12 protein-coding genes, 1 pseudogene and 1 riboswitch are annotated in these 17,651 nt (G+C 67.5%); of the genes and pseudogenes, 10 read left to right on the top strand and 3 right to left on the bottom strand.

Annotated features, from left to right (window positions below):
* The first annotated feature begins 178 nt into the window (after positions 1-178).
* From AC6CHL_RS04730 to AC6CHL_RS04710, 5 genes are all read left to right on the top strand, one after another.
* Positions 179-1,471 (top strand): adenylosuccinate synthase, encoded by a 1,293-nt coding sequence (locus AC6CHL_RS04730; protein ID WP_038686937.1) that lies wholly within the window; start codon positions 179-181, stop codon positions 1,469-1,471.
* A 198-nt stretch (positions 1,472-1,669) separates the two neighbouring features.
* Positions 1,670-2,275, top strand: coding sequence for a helix-turn-helix domain-containing protein (locus AC6CHL_RS04725; RefSeq protein WP_244880184.1), 606 nt, complete (start codon positions 1,670-1,672; stop codon positions 2,273-2,275).
* The gene (locus AC6CHL_RS04720; RefSeq protein ID WP_038686941.1) at positions 2,238-2,675 is read left to right on the top strand and encodes a hypothetical protein; all 438 of its coding nucleotides are present in this window, start codon (positions 2,238-2,240) and stop codon (positions 2,673-2,675) included. Before AC6CHL_RS04725 ends, AC6CHL_RS04720 begins: the two co-directional genes overlap by 38 nt.
* A gap of 88 nt (positions 2,676-2,763) precedes the next feature.
* Complete coding sequence (locus AC6CHL_RS04715) at positions 2,764-4,887, top strand: methyl-accepting chemotaxis protein (RefSeq protein WP_498293582.1); 2,124 nt, start codon at positions 2,764-2,766, stop codon at positions 4,885-4,887.
* Between the two features lie 212 nt (positions 4,888-5,099).
* On the top strand, positions 5,100-5,876 hold the full coding sequence (locus tag AC6CHL_RS04710) for a hypothetical protein (protein ID WP_498293580.1): 777 nt from the start codon (positions 5,100-5,102) through the stop codon (positions 5,874-5,876).
* An 81-nt stretch (positions 5,877-5,957) separates the two neighbouring features.
* Here AC6CHL_RS04710 and AC6CHL_RS04705 read toward each other — a convergent pair.
* Positions 5,958-6,203: pseudogene (locus tag AC6CHL_RS04705) on the bottom strand (HupB); the annotation flags it as partial.
* A 29-nt stretch (positions 6,204-6,232) separates the two neighbouring features.
* Entirely contained in the window at positions 6,233-8,317 is a 2,085-nt protein-coding gene (locus AC6CHL_RS04700) for a catalase (protein ID WP_498293578.1), read from the bottom strand.
* 175 nt (positions 8,318-8,492) lie between these two features.
* Between AC6CHL_RS04700 and AC6CHL_RS04695 the strand changes: the two genes are divergently transcribed.
* Positions 8,493-9,200, top strand: coding sequence for an AraC family transcriptional regulator (locus tag AC6CHL_RS04695; protein WP_038686947.1), 708 nt, complete (start codon positions 8,493-8,495; stop codon positions 9,198-9,200).
* Positions 9,201-9,281: 81 nt separating this feature from the next.
* Positions 9,282-10,664, top strand: a complete 1,383-nt coding sequence (locus tag AC6CHL_RS04690; RefSeq protein WP_448134180.1) for an amino acid permease — start codon at positions 9,282-9,284, stop codon at positions 10,662-10,664.
* A 728-nt stretch (positions 10,665-11,392) separates the two neighbouring features.
* On the opposite strand, the gene gcvP is transcribed toward AC6CHL_RS04690, so the two are convergent.
* On the bottom strand, positions 11,393-14,272 hold the full coding sequence (gene gcvP / locus AC6CHL_RS04685) for an aminomethyl-transferring glycine dehydrogenase (RefSeq protein WP_498293576.1): 2,880 nt from the start codon (positions 14,270-14,272) through the stop codon (positions 11,393-11,395).
* Positions 14,273-14,360: 88 nt separating this feature from the next.
* A riboswitch (glycine riboswitch) is annotated at positions 14,361-14,462 on the bottom strand.
* 294 nt (positions 14,463-14,756) lie between these two features.
* Between gcvP and AC6CHL_RS04680 the strand changes: the two genes are divergently transcribed.
* The 3 genes from AC6CHL_RS04680 to AC6CHL_RS04670 all read left to right on the top strand — a co-directional run bounded on the left by AC6CHL_RS04680 (position 14,757) and on the right by AC6CHL_RS04670 (position 17,511).
* On the top strand, positions 14,757-15,980 hold the full coding sequence (locus AC6CHL_RS04680) for a multidrug effflux MFS transporter (protein ID WP_448134178.1): 1,224 nt from the start codon (positions 14,757-14,759) through the stop codon (positions 15,978-15,980).
* Positions 15,981-16,145: 165 nt separating this feature from the next.
* A complete protein-coding gene (locus AC6CHL_RS04675; protein ID WP_038686953.1) occupies positions 16,146-17,039 on the top strand; it encodes a siderophore-interacting protein in 894 nt (297 codons plus the stop codon).
* Positions 17,040-17,118: 79 nt separating this feature from the next.
* On the top strand, positions 17,119-17,511 hold the full coding sequence (locus AC6CHL_RS04670; RefSeq protein WP_038686954.1) for a hypothetical protein: 393 nt from the start codon (positions 17,119-17,121) through the stop codon (positions 17,509-17,511).
* Positions 17,512-17,651: the final 140 nt, after the last annotated feature.

The raw sequence follows: 17,651 nt of genomic DNA, 5'->3' as shown, positions 1-17,651 counted from the left end.
CCAAGGAAACCCGGATAATGCAAAAAAGCCGGACGGGCCTCCCCGTTCGGCTTTTTCCGTGTCTGGGCCTTCCATCGCCGGCCGCTCCCCGTTTGGAGCCGCCATCACCGCGCTGGCCAGCCCCGCCACGGTTTACCCGTCCGCGGCCCCGATGGCCGCAACATATGAGGAGCCCGTCATGGGTCAGTCTGTCGTAGTGCTTGGTGCCCAGTGGGGCGATGAAGGCAAGGGCAAGATCGTCGATCTGCTCACCGAGGAAATCGGTGCCGTAGTACGTTTCCAGGGCGGCCACAATGCCGGCCACACGCTTGTCATCAATGGCAAGAAGACCGTGCTGCACCTGATCCCGTCGGGCATCCTGCGTGCCGACGCGCTGTGCCTGATCGGCAACGGCGTGGTGATCTCCCCGGCTGCGCTGCAGAAGGAAATCGCCGAGCTGGAAACCTCCGGCGTCGAAGTGCGTTCGCGCCTGAAGATCTCCCCGGCCGCGCCGCTGATCATGCCGTACCACATCGCCCTGGACCAGGCGCGCGAACGCGCTGCCGGCGGCAAGGCGATCGGCACCACCGGCCGTGGCATCGGCCCGGCGTACGAAGACAAGGTGGCGCGTCGCGGCATCCGCATCGCCGACCTGCACTACCCGGCGCAGCTGGAAGAACTCCTGCGCACCGCGCTGGATTACCACAACTTCGTGCTGACCAATTACCTCAAGACCGACGCGGTCGACTTCCAGAAGACCTACGACGAAGCACTGGCCTTCGGCGAGTACGTCGAGCCGATGAAGTCCGACGTTGCCGGCATCCTGCACGACCTGCGCAAGCAGGGTAAGCGCGTGCTGTTCGAAGGCGCCCAGGGCGCACTGCTGGACATCGACCACGGCACCTACCCGTACGTCACCAGCTCCAACACCACCGTGGGCGGCGCACTGGCCGGTGCCGGCGTCGGCGCGGACGCGATCGACTACGTGCTGGGTATCGCCAAGGCCTACGCCACCCGCGTCGGCGGTGGTCCGTTCCCGACCGAGCTGGACGATGAAGTCGGCCAGGGCATCCGCGACCGCGGTGCCGAGTACGGTGCCTCGACCGGCCGCCCGCGTCGCTGCGGCTGGATGGACATCGTCGCGCTCAAGCGCGCCGTGGCCATCAACGGCATCAGCGGCCTGTGCATCACCAAGCTGGACGTGCTGGACGGCATGGAAAAGCTGAAGGTCTGCATCGCCTACGAATACCGCGGCAAGCGTACCGAATACGCCCCGCTGGACGCGCAGGGCTGGGAAGAGTGCACCCCGGTGTACCTGGAGTTCCCGGGCTGGACCGAGAACACCCACGGCATCACCAACTGGGACGACCTGCCGCCGGCCGCCCGCGCCTACCTGCGTGCGCTGGAAGAGCTGGCCGGCTGCCCGGTCAGCATCGTCTCCACCGGCCCGGACCGCGACCACACCATGGTCCTGCAGGACCCGTTCGCCTGAGCCACCCGGTAGTGCCGAGCCCTGCTCGGCACTGCCACCGCACCAGGCAGAAGCACGAAGGAGCCCCGCGAAAGCGGGGCTTTTTCGGTTCTGTCCCTGCCACAGGCGCTGTCCTGCTTGCATATACCCAATCTGGGTATTAACGTACCCAATATGGGTATTAGATCCAATCCAGCCGCCCGCGTAGCCGACCGCCCGATGGGTCTGGCCGATGCACTGTTTACGCAGACACAGCAGCGCGTACTCGGCCTGATATTTGGTCAACCGCGGCGCGAGTTCGGCGTTGCCGAATTGATCTCGGCGATCGGCGCCGGGTCCGGTGCAGTGCAGCGCGAACTGGCCAAGTTGGCCGCCGCAGGTTTGGTCACGCTCAGGCGCTCGGGCAATCAGAAGCGCTATCAGGCCAATGCGGATTCACCGCTCCACGACGAGCTGGTGGCGATCGTGCAGAAGACGGTGGGCCTCGCCGGCCCGCTGCAAGAGGCGCTGGCTCCCGTTCGGGAACAGGTCAAGGCGGCCTTTGTATATGGCTCGGTCGCCAAACGTAGCGATACGGCGCGTAGCGATATCGATCTGCTTATCGTGTCCGACACGCTGGGTTATGCCGATGTCATGCAGGCCCTGGACAGCGTCGACGCGCATCTCGGCCGTCCGGTGAATCCGACGCTCTATTCAACCGCTGAATTATCCAAGCGTATTCACGATGAAAATTCCTTCTTGATGCGGGTCTTGGCACAGCCCAAGATCTGGATCATTGGAGGAGACGATGAACTCAGCGCTGCAGAATCTGGCCGGACCGGGTAAACCGCTGAGCGTCGAGCTCCCGGATACACGCGAAATCGAGGGGTTGCGACGGTCAGGCCTGGCCCGCCTGCAGGATGCGCGCAACACAACGCTGTCCCTGGAGGGCCGCTTCGACCTGGCGTACAACGCGGCCCACGCGCTCTGCCTGGCTGCACTGCGGCGGCAGGGTTTTCGTCCGTCGCACCGCTATATCGTTTTTCAGACACTGCCGCATACCCTGGGTGCGGGGCCCGAGGTGTGGCGGGTGCTGGACAAGTGCCACCAGCAACGCAACATTGCCGAGTACGAAGGCGAACTTGATGTAAGCGAACGGTTGGTGGTGGACCTGATCCAGGCGTGCGACGCCGTGCGTATCGCGTGGGAGCAACTGGATGACCCCAGGCCGTCCACTCCAAGGTGAATGGGAGCCATTCCGTTAAGAAAGTGTGATCAAGAACGTCCGGGCGTGGGCCGATACCCCCTCACCCCCCACGTTCTTGGATGTCCCCATGGATTTTTTGCGTAACGTCAGAGTCGTCTGGCGTCTTGGTATGGGCTTTGGCCTGTTGTTGTTGCTGGTGGCGGCCGTGGTGGCCACCGGCGCCACCGGCAGCGCGGTGCAGAAGCACGCGATGCAGCAGGTGGTCGAGGTTGGCGTCGCCAAGGTGCGGCTGCTGTCGGAAATGCTCGATGCGAACAACCAGATGATGGTCGTGCGTCGTGAAATGCTGATCCGCCAGGGGCAGGACCGCGAGGCCGACGAGGCGCGCATTGCCGCGCTGGTCAAGCGCTACGAGGCCAGCTGGACCGCCTACCAGGCGCTGCCCACCGATGCAGAAGGCAAGGCGATCGGCGAGCAGATCGCGGCCAGGCGCGCCACCGCACGTCCGCTCAACAAGCAGACCAGCGAGCTGATGGAGCAAGGCGATTTCCCCGGCGCGGTCGCCCTGACCCTGGGCCCGGTGCAGGACGCGGCCAACGGCTGGAACAAGGCGCTGGCCAATGGCGTGGCCTATGAAGAGAAGGAAAGCCGCGAGGCCGCGGCCGAGGCGATCCGCCTGGGCGAGCGCACCCTGCTGCAGTTGCTGGTGCTCGGTGGCATCGCGCTGCTGGTCGGCATTGCCGCCTCGATCCTGATCGGGCGCAGCCTGACCGGGCCGCTGGCCCGCGCGGTGGGCCTGGCCGACCGCATGGCCCGTGGCGAGCTGGACCAGGATTTCCGCCTGGGCGGCCGCGACGAGCTCACCCTGCTGGGCAATGCCATGGGCAGCGTGCGCCAGAACGTGCAGGCCGCCATCACCGCGCAGCTGCAGATGGCGCAGCAGCACGAAGCCGGTGCGATCAGCTACCGGATGGACGCGGCCGCGTTGCCGGGCGATTACGGGCACATGCTGCGTGCCACCAACGAACTGGTGGGCTCGCACGTGGCCGTGCAGTCGCACATGGTCGATGTGATGCAGGACTACGCCATCGGCGACCTCAGCCGCGACCTGGACAGCTACCCGGGCGAGAAGGCACTGCTGACCCGCACCATGGCCACGGTCAAGAGCAGCCTGATGGCGATCAACCAGCAGATCGACACGCTGGCCAGCGCCGCGCGCGCCGGTGACTTCTCGGTGCGTGGCGATGAAGCCGCGTTCCAGTTCCAGTTCCGCGCCATGGTGGCCAACCTCAACGGCATGATGGCCAGCTCGCAGTCGAGCATCGCCGATCTGTCGCAGGTGCTGCGCGCCATTTCCACCGGTGACCTCACCTCGCGCATGGAAGGCCATTACGAAGGTGTGTTCGCGCAGATGCGCGACGATGCCAACGTCACCGCGGCACAGCTGACCGGTATCGTGCAGCAGATCCAGGGCGCCGCCGGCAGCATCAACGACGCCGCGCAGGAACTGGCCGCCGGCCACAACGACCTGTCGCGCCGCACCGAGCAGCAGGCTGCCAACCTGGAAGAGGCGGCTGCCTCGATGGAAGAGCTGACCTCGACCGTGCGCCAGAACGCAGAACTCGCCAGCCAGGCCGACCAGGAGGCGCATGCGTCCGGCGTCGCCGTGCGCGCCACCGAGCAGGCGATCGCGCAGATGGCCACGGTGATGAGCGAGATCGACAAATCCTCCGCGCGCATCTCCGAGATTTCCTCGGTGATCGACGGCATCGCCTTCCAGACCAACATCCTGGCGCTCAATGCTGCCGTCGAGGCCGCGCGTGCCGGTGAGAACGGGCGTGGTTTTGCGGTGGTTGCCAGCGAAGTGCGCACGCTCGCGCAGCGCGCCGGTACGGCGGCCAAGGAGATCAAGGACCTGATCGGTGAGGCCAGCGACAAGGTCAAGACCGGGTTGAGCGTCACCGTGGAATCCGAAGCGGCGATTGCCCGGCTCACCCAGGCCAGCTCGCGTACCAACCAGCTGATGAGCGACATCGCCGCGGCCACCAAGGAACAGGCCGCCGGCATCGAGCAGGTCAACCAGGTGGTGGTGCAGATGGACCAGGTGACCCAGCAGAACGCGGCGCTGGTGGAAGAAGCCACCGCGGCCAGCCGCGCGCTGGAAGAACAGGCGCACGCGCTGAGCGAATCGGTGGCGGTGTTCAAGCTGGAGCAGGGCACCCGGACCGTGGCTGCCCGCCGCGCGGCGTAGTTTTCCGTGCACCCGCGCGTCGCGCTGCCTGGCAGCGTTGACGCCGGGGTGACAATGAAAAGGCCCTGCTTGCGCAGGGCCTTCTTTTTTGGCGCTCCGCCCCAACACGGTAGGTCACCACCGTTGGTGGTGACGCCCTTGGCGCACACGCCCGCCTGGCTCGATCTTGGGATTACTTACGTTTCACCTATTCAGGCGACATCCACGGCGATGTGCCGGCCATTGCACACCTCACCACCGACCCGGTGCCTGCTGCGGGCATCGCGCCGCCCACCGACTGGTCGGTGCTGCCGGTGGTGCAGGGCAACGAGGATTCGGTGGTGATGGTGGTGTGGCGGCTGCTGCGGCAGGAGCCGGCGTTGATCGTCAGCGCCGGGTATGTGCTGCTGTCGCTGCTGGGGCTGTGGTCCAGTTATTTTTTCTACCGCGGTTTCCAACTGTCGATCCTGGACTACGTGCAGGTGAGCGATTTCCTGGTCGCCGGCCTGCGCGATCCGGCGTACGCGGCGATCCTGGCGGGCGGCGCCCTGCTGGCGATCCTGGTCGGTTGGCCGGACACGCTGCGCCGACGCAATCCGGCCCGGGTGGACGCACTGCGGGCGCGGCACTGGGGCTGGCGGGTGCTGTTTTCGCGTTCGGCGCTGACCAGTTGGGACATGTCCGGCATGCGGCCACTCACGGGTGTGTGCATGGCGGTGGCGTTCTTCATGGCGCTGGGAGCGGCCATCTACTCCCTGGACAAGGCCGAGAACATCCGCGAAGGCGGGCAGGGCAGTGCGGTCACCGTGCATCTGGCAGGCGATACCGCCGCGTTGCCCGGTACCGCGCGCCTGCTCGGCAGCAGCACCGGGTTCGTGTTCCTGTGGTGGCCGCAACAGCAGCGTGCCGAAGCGGTGCCGATCTCGGCGATCAAACGCATGCAGTCGGTGGTGCTGCCGGGCCAGGTGAAGGCCACGCCTGCGCGCACGCCAGCCGCCGAGCCACGCTGAGCTGTATCGCTGCTACGTAGGACCCGGCTCCGGTAGGGATGCGGCAGTCCGACGCTGCCGCATCCGTTGGGCGATTCAGCGCGCCGCTTTCTTTGCAGGTGTTCGCGCCGCGGCCGTGCGCGCAGATTTCGTCTTTTCCGTCGCTTTCTTCACCGCCTTCTTCGCCGCGCCATCCTTCCGGCCCCCGCCATCCTGCTTGTTGACGGTGGCCCAGGCGATCCGTTCGGCCGCAGCTTCGCTGCGGCCCTGATCCTTCTCGCTTTCTTCGATGTGCGCGGCTTGACGCTTCTGCTTGTCGGTGTAGGTGGATTTGTCACCCCGGGGCATCGAAGATCTCCTGTACGCGGTGGATGAGGTCAGGCCAGCATGCGGACCTTGGGTTCACGCGCCCACTGGCGGGTTGCCGCAGCAGTGAGGAAAGCCTTCGCATCTTCGGCTTCCACCACGCCCGCATCGTTGCCCACGCGGGCCGCCTTGAGCAGCGCCTGCGCACCCTCGTCGGCCGCGATGGCCTTCAGGTGGACCCACGCGTTGGCGACGAAATCGATGGCCGCCGATTCCTTGAGCAGGCGCTTGGCGGCCTCGTTGCTGAGCACCACGGCAACCGCGTCGAACACCACCGACGGCGTACCGGCCAGCTGGCCATCGGCCGCCAGGGTCTTGCCGTCGCTGAGCTTGCCGCCGCCCAACTTCGGCGCGACCAGCTTCACGCTGGCACCGGCCTTGTCGGCGGCCTTGCGCAGGTTGTTGATCAATCCGGCGTCGGAGCCTTCGTCGAACAGGATGCCGATGCAGCGGCCTTTGAGCAGGTCCTTGGTGCGGCCGATCACGCGCACTTCCGGCGCCTTGGGGAGATCCTGCGCCGGGGTGGCGGTCGGCGCGGGATCGGGCAGGGCAGGCATCGCCAGGCCCGCCGCAACGCGTTTGGCCAGCGCGTCATCAATGTTGCGCAGGTGGCTCACCGTGCGCTCGCGCACCTTCGCTGTTTCCACCTTCGACAGCTCGAACACCAGTGCCGAGGCCAGGTGGGCCTGTTCGGGCGCTTCCAGGCTGCGGAAGAACATCCGCGCCTGGCTGTAGTGATCGGCGAAGCTGGCCGCGCGCACGCGGCCCTTGACCCCGTCATCGGGCGCCGTGGCATGGCTCGGGAAGCCCTCGGGAGTTTCGCGCGGAGTGTCGTCCTGCAGCGAACTGGGGTCGTAGGCAACGCGCCCCTTGGGCACCTGCATCTGCATGTGGCCGTCGCGCTGGTGGTTGGCGAACGGGCACTTGGGCGCATTGACCGGAATCTGGTGGAAGTTCGGCCCGCCCAGGCGGCTGAGCTGGGTATCCAGGTAGGAGAACAAGCGGCCCTGCAGCAGCGGGTCGTTGCTGAAGTCGATGCCCGGCGGCACATTGGCCGGGCAGTAAGCCACCTGTTCGGTTTCGGCGAAGAAATTGTCCGGCCAGCGGTCCAGCACCATGCGCCCGATCACGGTCAGCGGCACCAGCGATTCGGGGATGATCTTGGTCGAGTCCAGATGATCGAACGGGAACGCCTCGGCGTCTTCCTCGGTAAACAGCTGCACGGCCAGTTCCCACTCGGGGAAGTCGCCGGCGGTGATCGCCTCGAACAGGTCACGGCGATGGAAGTCGTTGTCGGCGCTCTGCAGTTTCACCGCCTCGTCCCACACCGTGGACTGGATGCCCAGCTTGGGTCGCCAGTGGAATTTGACGAAGGTGGATTCGCCGGCTTCGTTGAGCAGGCGGAAGCTGTGGATGCCGAAGCCTTCGATGGTGCGCAGCGAGCGCGGGATGGTGCGGTCGCTCATCGCCCACATGATCATGTGCATCGATTCGGGCATCAGCGACACGAAGTCCCAGAAGGTGTCATGCGCACTGGCTGCCTGCGGGAAGGCGCGGTCCGGTTCCATCTTTACCGCGTGGATCAGGTCGGGGAACTTGATCGCGTCCTGGATGAAGAAGACCGGGATGTTGTTGCCGACCAGGTCCCAGTTGCCTTCGCGGGTGTAGAACTTCACCGCGAAGCCGCGGACGTCGCGCGGGGTGTCCACCGAACCGGCGCCACCGGCCACGGTGGAGAAGCGGGTGAATACCGGGGTACGCACGCCCACTTCGGTCAGCACGCGCGCGCGGGTGAATTCTTCCAGCGAACGGGTCAGCTCGAAATAGCCGTGCGCCGCGCTGCCGCGCGCATGCACGATGCGCTCGGGGATGCGCTCATGGTCGAAGTGGGTGATCTTCTCGCGCAGGATGAAGTCTTCCAGCAACGTCGGCCCGCGCGGGGTATCGCGCAGCGAGTTCTGGTTGTCGGCAACCGCAATGCCCTGGTTGGTGGTCAGCGGCGGGTGGGTGCCACCGGCGTGCTGGTGCAGTTCGTCCCCTTGGCCACGGCTGTCGGCAGGAGGGGCGGGTTTGGTGCGGGGCTTGCTGGCGGCCATGTGGCGGCTCCGGGCTGGCGGGAAGGCAACCCCCACACTGGCGTGGCCGGCGTTAATCGCGGGTGCGAAAAGCCCGGCGCGCATCCACCCGCGCTTCACATGCCGCGCCCTGGCGCTGGGTGGCGCGCAGCCGGACGGGTATCCTTGGCTCGAATCTTCCGCCACCTGTTGCCGCATGCGCGTAGAACCTGCCGACATCGAAGCCCTGTTTGATGCGATCCCCGACGTGCTGTTCTTCATGAAGGACCGCGACGGGCGCTATACGCACATCAACCAGACCATGCTGCGCCGGCTGGGCCTGAAGTCGCGCAAGGAGGTGATCGGGCGCACCGCGGCGGAGATCTATCCCACCGGGCTGGGGGCCGATTACGCCAGCCAGGACGAACAGGTGCTGGCCGGGCGGGTGATCGAGAACCTGATGGAGCTGCACCTGTTCGCCAACCGCGAGCCGGGCTGGTGCCTGACCTGCAAGCGGCCGCTGCTGGTGGACGGGCAGGTCAAGGGGCTGATTGGCATTTCGCGCGACCTCGGCCAGAAGGACAGCCTGGGCACCCAGTACGAGCAGCTGCGGCTGGCGCTGGCGCACCTGAACGCGCATTACGCCGAGAACGTGCGCATGCAGACCCTGTTGGACATCACCGGGTTTTCGCTGTCCAAGCTGGAGCGCACCTTCCGCAAGGTGTTCCAGATGACCCCGCAGCAGGTGCTCACCCGCCTGCGCATCCAGATGGCGGTGCACCTGCTGCACGGCGGCGACAGCATCGCCAGCATCGGCCAGGCCTGCGGCTTCACCGACCAGAGCGCGTTCACCCGCAAGTTCAAGGCCGAGGTGGGGGTGTCCCCGCGCGGCTACCGCGCGCAGATCGGCGAGCGCGACCGCTAGGCCGGGCTGGGCCCTGTGGCCTATGCCGCAGCCCGGCCGAACAGGTATCGTGTTGCACCTGTTGCCCGCCAAGCGATTCCGATGCCCGCATCCCCGACTCCGACGCCAGCCGCTCCCCGCCTGGGCCACGCGCTCAAGCCCCGCCAGCTGATCATGATGGGACTGGGCAGCGCGATCGGCGCGGGCCTGTTCCTGGGCTCGGGCGTGGGCGTGCAGGCGGCCGGGCCGGCGGTGCTGCTGTCCTACCTGGTCGCCGGCGCGCTGGTGATCATCGTGATGAACGCCCTGGGTGAGATGGCAGCCGCCAAGCCGACCAGTGGTGCGTTCTCGGTGTACGCGGCCGACGCCATGGGTGCCACCGCCGGGGCCACCGTGGGCTGGCTGTGGTGGGTACAGCTGGTGATCGTGATCGCCGCCGAAGCGGTGGGCGCGGCCGGGTTGCTGGCCACGGTCTGGCCGGCGGTGCCGGTGCCGATGGCCGCATTGGCCTTCATGCTGTTCTTCACCGCGATCAACCTGCTCGGGGTGAAGAACTTCGGCGAGTTCGAATTCTGGTTCGCCATCCTCAAGGTGGTGGCGATCATCGCCTTCATCCTGATCGGCGTGGCGCTGTTGATGGGCTGGCTGCCGGACGTGGCCTCGCCGGGCCTGTCCAACTTCACCGCGCACGGCGGGTTCGCGCCGAAGGGCCTGGCCGGTGTGGGCGCGGCGCTGCTGGTGGTGGTGTTCGCCTTTGGCGGCACCGAGATCGTGGCGGTGGCCGCGGCCGAAACCGAAGACCCCGAGCGCAGCATCGCGCGCGCCATCCGCACCGTGGCCTGGCGCATCCTGGTGTTCTACATCGGCTCGCTCAGCGTGATCATCGCCGTGGTGCCGTGGACCAGCGAAGCGCTGAAGTCGCCCTTCGCGGCGGTGCTGCAGGTGGCCAACATTCCCGGCGCGGCCACGGCGATTACCCTGATCGCGGTGATCGCGCTGCTGTCGGCGCTCAATGCCAACCTCTACGGCGCCTCGCGCATGATGTACTCGCTGGCCCAGCGCCAGGAGGCCCCGGCCGTGCTGGGCTGGACCGACCCGCGCCAGGTGCCGATCATCGCGGTGCTGGCCAGCGTGCTGTTCGGCTTTGCGGCCACGGTGATGGAACTGCTGTTCCCGGACAAGGTGCTGCCGGTGCTGCTCAACATCGTCGGCTCGACCTGCCTGCTGGTGTGGACGATCTCGCTGCTGTCGCAGCTGATCCTGCGCCACCGCGCCAACCGCGACGGCACCCGCCTGCCGTTCCGCATGGCCGGTTACCCGTACCTCACCGTAATCGGCCTGGGCGTGCTGGCGCTGATCTTCGGCCTGCTGCTGTCCGAGTCGCACACCCGCCTGCAGTTCCTGTCGATGGCCGCGCTGACCGCGGTGATCGCCATCAGCAGCGAAGTCGCCCGCCGCGTACGCGCCAGCCGCAGGGCGGATTGACGCTACTGCCGGCCGCTGGCCGGCACAACACACCACCGATCGAAACCCGGTAATGCCGGCCGCTGGCCGGCTCATCACCTCACCGATCGAAACCCGGTAGTGCCGGCCGCTGGCCGGCTCATCACCTCACCGATCGAAACCCGGTAGTGCCGGCCGCTGGCCGGCTGTGCACCATGCCGATCGGCATCCGTGGGAGCCGGCCAGCGGCCGGCACTACCGGGGTAAATGGCAGCTGGTCAGGGACCGGTGTTACCGGCATCACGTGCGACGGGGCATCCCGCAAACAGAAACGGCCCGCTTGCGCGGGCCGTTTCCTGTCGCGGCAGGGCCGCGCTCACCGCGGTGAGCGCCATCAGCAGCGAAGTCGCCCGCCGCGTACGCGTCAGCCGCAGGGCGGATTGACGGTAGTGCCGGCCGCTGGCGGGCACATCACACCACCGATCAAAACCCGGTAGTGCCGGCCGCTGGCCGGCTCATCACCTCACCGATCGAAACCCGGTAGTGCCGGCCGCTGGCCGGCTCTGCACCATGCCGATCGGCATCCGTGGGAGCCGGCCAGCGGCCGGCACTACCGGGGTAAATGGGAGCCGGCCAGCGGCCGGCGTTACCGGGGGAAATGGCAGCCGACCAGGGACCGGCGTTTCCAGCATCACGTGCGAAGGGGCATCCCGCAAACAGAAACGGCCCGCTTGCGCGGGCCGTTTCCTGTCGCAGCAGGGCAGGGAGGTTTACACCTCCACGCCCTCGTCTTCCTTGTAGGCATCCACCGGGATGCACGCACACATCACGTTCTTGTCGCCGTACACGTTGTCCACGCGCGCCACCGGCGGCCAGTACTTCTGCTGGCGCAGGCTGGCCAGCGGGAAGGCCGCCAGCTCACGCGGGTAGGCGTGCGCCCATTCGCTGGCCGACACCGCGGTGGCGGTGTGCGGGGCGTGCTTGAGCGGGTTGTCCTCGCGGTCCAGGCGGCCGTCTTCGATCGCGGCGATTTCCTCGCGGATCTGGATCATCGCGTTGATGAAGCGGTCCAGCTCGTGCAGCGATTCGCTTTCGGTCGGTTCCACCATCAGCGTGCCGGCGACCGGGAAGCTCAGCGTCGGGGCGTGGAAGCCGAAATCGATCAGACGCTTGGCCACGTCCTCGGCGGCGATGCCGGAGGTCTTCTCCAGCGGGCGCACGTCCAGGATGCACTCGTGTGCCACCAGCCCGTTGCGGCCGGTGTACAGGGTCTTGAAGTGCGGGGCCAGGCGGGTGGCGATGTAGTTGGCGTTGAGCAGGGCCACCTGGGTGGCCTTGCGCAGGCCGGCGGTGCCCATCAGCGTGATGTACATCCAGCTGATCGGCAGGATCGAGGCGCTGCCGAAGCTGGCCGCGCTGACCATGCCCACCGGGCCGTTGTCACCCAGCTTGCCCGGCAGGAACGGCGCCAGGTGCGACTTGACCGCGCACGGGCCCACGCCCGGGCCGCCGCCGCCGTGCGGAATGCAGAAGGTCTTGTGCAGGTTCAGGTGCGACACGTCCGAGCCCCACTTGCCGGGCTTGGCCACGCCCACCAGAGCGTTCATGTTGGCACCGTCGGTGTACACCTGGCCGCCGTGCTTGTGGATGATCTCGCAGATCTCCACCACCTCTTCCTCGAACACGCCGTGCGTGGAGGGGTAGGTCATCATGATCGCGGCCAGGCGGTCGCTGTACTTCTCGGCGTTGACGCGGATGTCGTCGACGTCGACGTTGCCGTTGGCGTCGGTCTTGGTCACCACCACCTTCATGCCGCACATCTGCGCCGACGCCGGGTTGGTACCGTGCGCCGAATCCGGGATCAGGCACACGTCACGGTGGTCGTCGCCGCGCGAGCGGTGGTAGGCGCGGATCGCCAGCAGGCCGGCGTATTCGCCCTGCGCGCCCGAGTTGGGCTGCAGGCTCACCGCGTCGTAGCCGGTGCATTCCACCAGCATCGCTTCCAGGCTCTCGATCAGTTCCTTGTAGCCGGTGGCCTGGTCGGCCGGGGCCAGCGGGTGGATATTGGCGAACTCCGCCCAGGTCACCGGAATCATCTCGGCGGTGGCGTTGAGCTTCATGGTGCAGCTGCCCAGCGGGATCATGGTGCGATCCATGGCCAGGTCCTTGTCCGCCAGCGAGCGCAGGTAACGCAGCAGTTCGTGCTCGCTGTGGTGGGTGTTGAACACCGGGTGGGTCAGGAACGCGCTGGTGCGCACCAGGCCGGCCGGCAGCGCGTCGGCGGTGCTGGCGTCCAGCGCATCCACATCCACCTTGGCGCCGAACAGCTGGCCCAGGGCCACGATGTCGTCGCGGGTGGTGGTTTCATCCAGGCTGATGCCGACCGCTTCGCTGTCGATCGCGCGCAGGTTGATGCGCGCCGCCGCGGCCTTGGCGTGGATCGCCTTGGCGTCGATGTCCTTGACGTGCAGGGTGTCGAAGAAGTGCTCGCCCACGTTGACGCCGGCAGCGCGCAGCGCATTGGCCAGGATCGCGGCCAGGCGGTGGGTGCGGCGGGCGATCCGGGTCAGGCCGTCCGGGCCATGGTACACCGCGTACATCGAGGCCATCACCGCCAGCAGCACTTGGGCGGTGCAGATGTTGGAGGTGGCCTTCTCGCGGCGGATGTGCTGCTCGCGGGTCTGCAGGGTGAGGCGGTAGGCCGCGTTGCCCTGGGCGTCGACCGACACGCCGATCAGGCGGCCCGGCATCGAGCGCTTGTAGGCGTCGCGGCAGGCCATGAACGCGGCATGCGGGCCGCCGAAACCGAACGGCACGCCGAAACGCTGCGAGTTGCCGACCACGATGTCCGCGCCCCATTCGCCGGGCGCGGCGATCAGGGTCAGCGCCAGCAGGTCGGTGGCCACGGCAACCAGGCCGCCGCGCGCGTGCACGGCATCGGCCAGCGCCTTGTAGTCACCCACATGGCCGAAGGTGTCCGGGTACTGCAGCAGCACGCCGTAGGCTTCGGCTTCCATGGCTTCTGCCGGGGTGCCCACGCGCAGCACGATGCCCATCGGCTCGGCGCGCGTGCGCAGCAGTTCCAGCGTCTGCGGGTGCACCGCGTCGTGCACGAAGAAGGTGTCGGACTTGCTCTTGGCCGAACGCTTGGCCAGGGTCATCGCTTCGGCCGCGGCGGTGGCTTCGTCCAGCAGCGAGGCGTTGGCGATTTCCATGCCGGTCAGGTCGGCGCACAGGGTCTGGAAGTTGATCAGCGCTTCCATGCGGCCCTGCGAGATCTCGGCCTGGTACGGAGTGTAGGCGGTGTACCACGCCGGGTTTTCCAGCACGTTGCGCAGGATCACGTTCGGGGTGAGCGTGCCGTAGTAGCCCTGGCCGATGAAGGTGCGGAACACCTGGTTCTTGTCGGCGATGGCGCGGATCTTGGCCAGCGCCTGCACTTCGGTCAGCGACTCGGGCAACGCCAGCGCCGCCGGCGACTTGATCCCGGCGGGCACGATCGCATCGGTGAGCGCGTCCAGCGAGGCGTGGCCGACCACGTCGAGCATCTGCGCGATTTCGGCGTCGTTGGGGCCAATGTGGCGTTCGACGAACGCGTGGCTGTGTTCAAGCTCGCGCAGGGAAGGGGTGTTCTGGGACATGGCTGGCATCTCGAAGAGTGGGCACGCACGTTCGGAAGTCTGCCGGGTCGGGGTGCATCGCAGACGCGCGCGAACCGCCGGACCTTGCGGTCTTCCTGGGTGCCCCTCTGTCCTTTTGCCTGAGAGTTTAAAAGCGCGCATCTGCGTGCTTCGTGCCCCTTCGGCGCCGGCACTGGCCGGTCTCTCCAGAGTTTTGATGCGGGTGGTATCGGGCCTGAGCGATTACGGGCGTTGCGCCTTCGGCAGCGGGTGCTTCAAAACAAAGCGCCGCTTCTCCCACCATGTAGCCCGGCGATTATAGCCCAGCGGCCTTGCCGACTGCGGCCCCACCCGGGATGAATGGGGGCCTCCAGACGCCTCCGAATGGCACCCGTTGGCATGGTGCGGGGGCCGGCAAAGGCCTATCATGGCCGGATCCTCGTATTCATCTGGCGCCGCCCGTTCCGGGCTGGCGCCCGCCGTGCATTCGCGCATGGCCCAGACGGAAGACCGCATGACGCCCGCCTCGCCCTCGACCCGCCGCCTGGCCCTGCTGCTTGCAGGCCTGGCGATGTTCGGTCCGTTCTCGATCGACACCATTTTCCCGGCCTTCCTGCTGCTGGGGGAGCGCATGCAGGTGGACCAGGTCGCGGTGCAGCAGACCATCAGCGTGTACCTGCTGTTCTACGGCCTGATGAGCCTGGCGCACGGCCCGCTGTCCGATGCGTTCGGGCGCAAGCGGGTGATCATCGGCGGGCTGGTGCTGTTCATCGGCGCCTCGATCGGCTGCGCGCTGTCACGTGACATGACCACGCTGCTGGTGTTCCGCGCGCTGCAGGGCGTCACCGCCGGGGTCGGGGTGATCGTCGGCCGCGCCGTGATCCGCGACCTGTACCACGGGGCCGACGCGCAGCGCCTGATGAGCCAGGTGTCGATGATCTTCGGCGTGGCCCCGGCGATCGCGCCGATCATCGGCGGCTGGATCCTGCTGGGCGGGGGCGACTGGCCGCTGATTTTCTGGTTCCTGGTGCTGTTCGGGGTGGTGCTGCTGCTGGCCACCGGCAAGTGGCTGCCTGAAACCCACCCGGTGGAGGCGCGCACGCCGTTGTCGATGCGCGAACTGCTGCGCAGCTACCTGCGCATGGGCTCCAACCCACGCCTGTTGCGGCTGGCGGCGGCCGGCGCGTTCAACTTCTCCGGCATCTTCCTGTACATCGCCTCGGCACCGGTGTTTGTCATGCAGCACCTCAAGCTGGGCGAGGGCGGCTTTGCGTGGCTGTTCATCCCCACCATCGGCGGCATGACGATGGGCTCGTTCCTGTCCGGGCGCATGGCCGGGCGCCTGACCGCGCAGCGCCAGATCGGCATCGGCTTCGGCCTGTGCGCGGTGTCGGCGGTGCTCAACCTGGGCTATGTGCTGGCCGTGCCGCAGATCATGCTGCCGTGGGCGGTGCTGCCGATCTTCCTGGGGGGCGTGGGCATGGCGCTGATCTTCCCGATCCTGGCGTTGGCGGTGCTGGACATGTACCCGCACCAGCGCGGGCTGGCGTCGTCGATGCAGATGTTCATCCAGCTGATGATCAACACCGTGGTGGCCGGCGTGGTCTCGCCGCTGCTCAGTGCCAAGCCGCTGCATCTTGCGCTGGGCTATGCGGGCTTCTTCGCCGTGGGCGCCAGTTTCTGGTATTGGGAACGCCACTGCGAGCAGCGCCGCGCGCTGTTGACGCCCATCGAATAAGCCGCGCGCACGCCACGGTTGCGTCGTGCGCAACCGCGGTGCCGCCGCCATTGCCAACCTGCGGTGGCGGCGTATTCTGTGTGCTCGCCAGCCAGTTCGTGCACCACGACAGCCAACACATTCCCCTGCGGGCCGTCCGTGTCCGCCGCACTCCAGGGTGATTGCATGGCTGCACAGCAGACCTACCGCCTGTTCGACGTCGCGCTCAAGCAGCGCACCGTCCTTTCCCCGTCGCTGACCCGCATGGTGTTCGCCGCGCCCGACGTGGCCAACATGAAGACCGACGGGCCGGACCAGCGCATCAAGGTGTTCTTCCCGTTGCCCGGCCAGGACGCGCCGCAGGTGCCGCAGGGCGAGGACTGGTACGCGCGCTACCGCGCCCTGCCTGAGGGCGAACGCGCCCCGATGCGGACCTACACCATCCGCGCGTTGCGCCCGGAGGCCGGCGAGGTCGACGTCGATTTCGTCCTGCACGGGGAGACCGGCCCGGCCTCACGTTGGGCCACCCATGCCCGCATCGGCGACCGCATCGGCCTGCTGGCCCCGGATGCACAGGTGGCCGACAGCAGCCAGGGATTCGAGTGGAAGCCGCCGGCCGACGTGCAGCGGGTGCTGCTGGTGGCCGATGAGACCGCGCTGCCGGCGGTGGCCGGCATCCTGGAAGACCTGGCCCGCTGGCCGCATCCGCCGCAGGTGCAGGCCTTCCTGGAAGTGGCCCACGACGCCGACGTGCTGCCGCTGGCGGCCCCGGTGGGGGCGCAGCTGTTCTGGCTGGCCCGCGAGGGCGCCGCCCACGGGCAGCTGCTGCAGCAGGCGGTGCAGGCGCGGGTCGGGCCGTTGGGGCTGCGCGCGGCCGAGCAGGACCTGGCCGAGATCGACATCGACCAGGACATCCTGTGGGAGCAGGCCAGTGCGCCGGGCGGCGGGCTGTACGCGTGGGTCGCCGGTGAAGCCGGCGCGGTGATGGCGATCCGCCGGCACCTGGTGAAGGACTGCGGGATCGACAAACGGGCCATCACCTTCATGGGGTACTGGCGCCACGGCAAGGTGCTGGACTGAGGGGTGGCGGTGGCCAGCGGCCGGCCTGGCGGGGCACGTGCGGTATCCTTGGCGCTTTGATGCAGTCCGGACGTTCTTGATGTCGACCACCTCCAAACTGCGCCGCGACATCCGCCGGCGCCGTGAAACCCAGGCCGCCAACCGTGAGCAGGCCGCCGCCCCGCCGGTCGAACCGCATGCGGAACTGCGCGACCAGCAGCGCACGCTGCTGGCTGGCGTGGTGCGTCGCGATGGCGAATGGGTGCTGGGCATGGACGGCCGTATCGCCGGCCAGACCCCCAGTGCCGCCCGCGTGCTGGCGCTGATCATGCAGGCCGCCGAACTGCACGAACGCCAAGGCACGCCGGTGCGCCTGGTGTATTCGGATGCACTGAAGGACGCCGCGCATGCCGAGGCCAAGGCCGACGGCAAGGATTTCGAGCAGTTCAAGGCCGAACTCGCCGCCAGCCTGAAGACCCCGACGCACTCCTGAGGCCGGGGGGGTAGAGCCACGCCATGCGTGGCTGCAGTCGGTTCGGATGTCATCAGATCCATCCAAAGCCACCGACAGCAAACAAGAAAAAACCGGCCTTTCGGCCGGTTTTTTTCATGTAGCAGTGGGGCCGCCCAACA

The organism is Stenotrophomonas sp. GQ19, assembly GCF_059758695.1.
The sequence above is the reverse complement of the archived record's forward strand: the minus strand, read 5'-3'. Positions and strand labels throughout refer to the sequence as shown.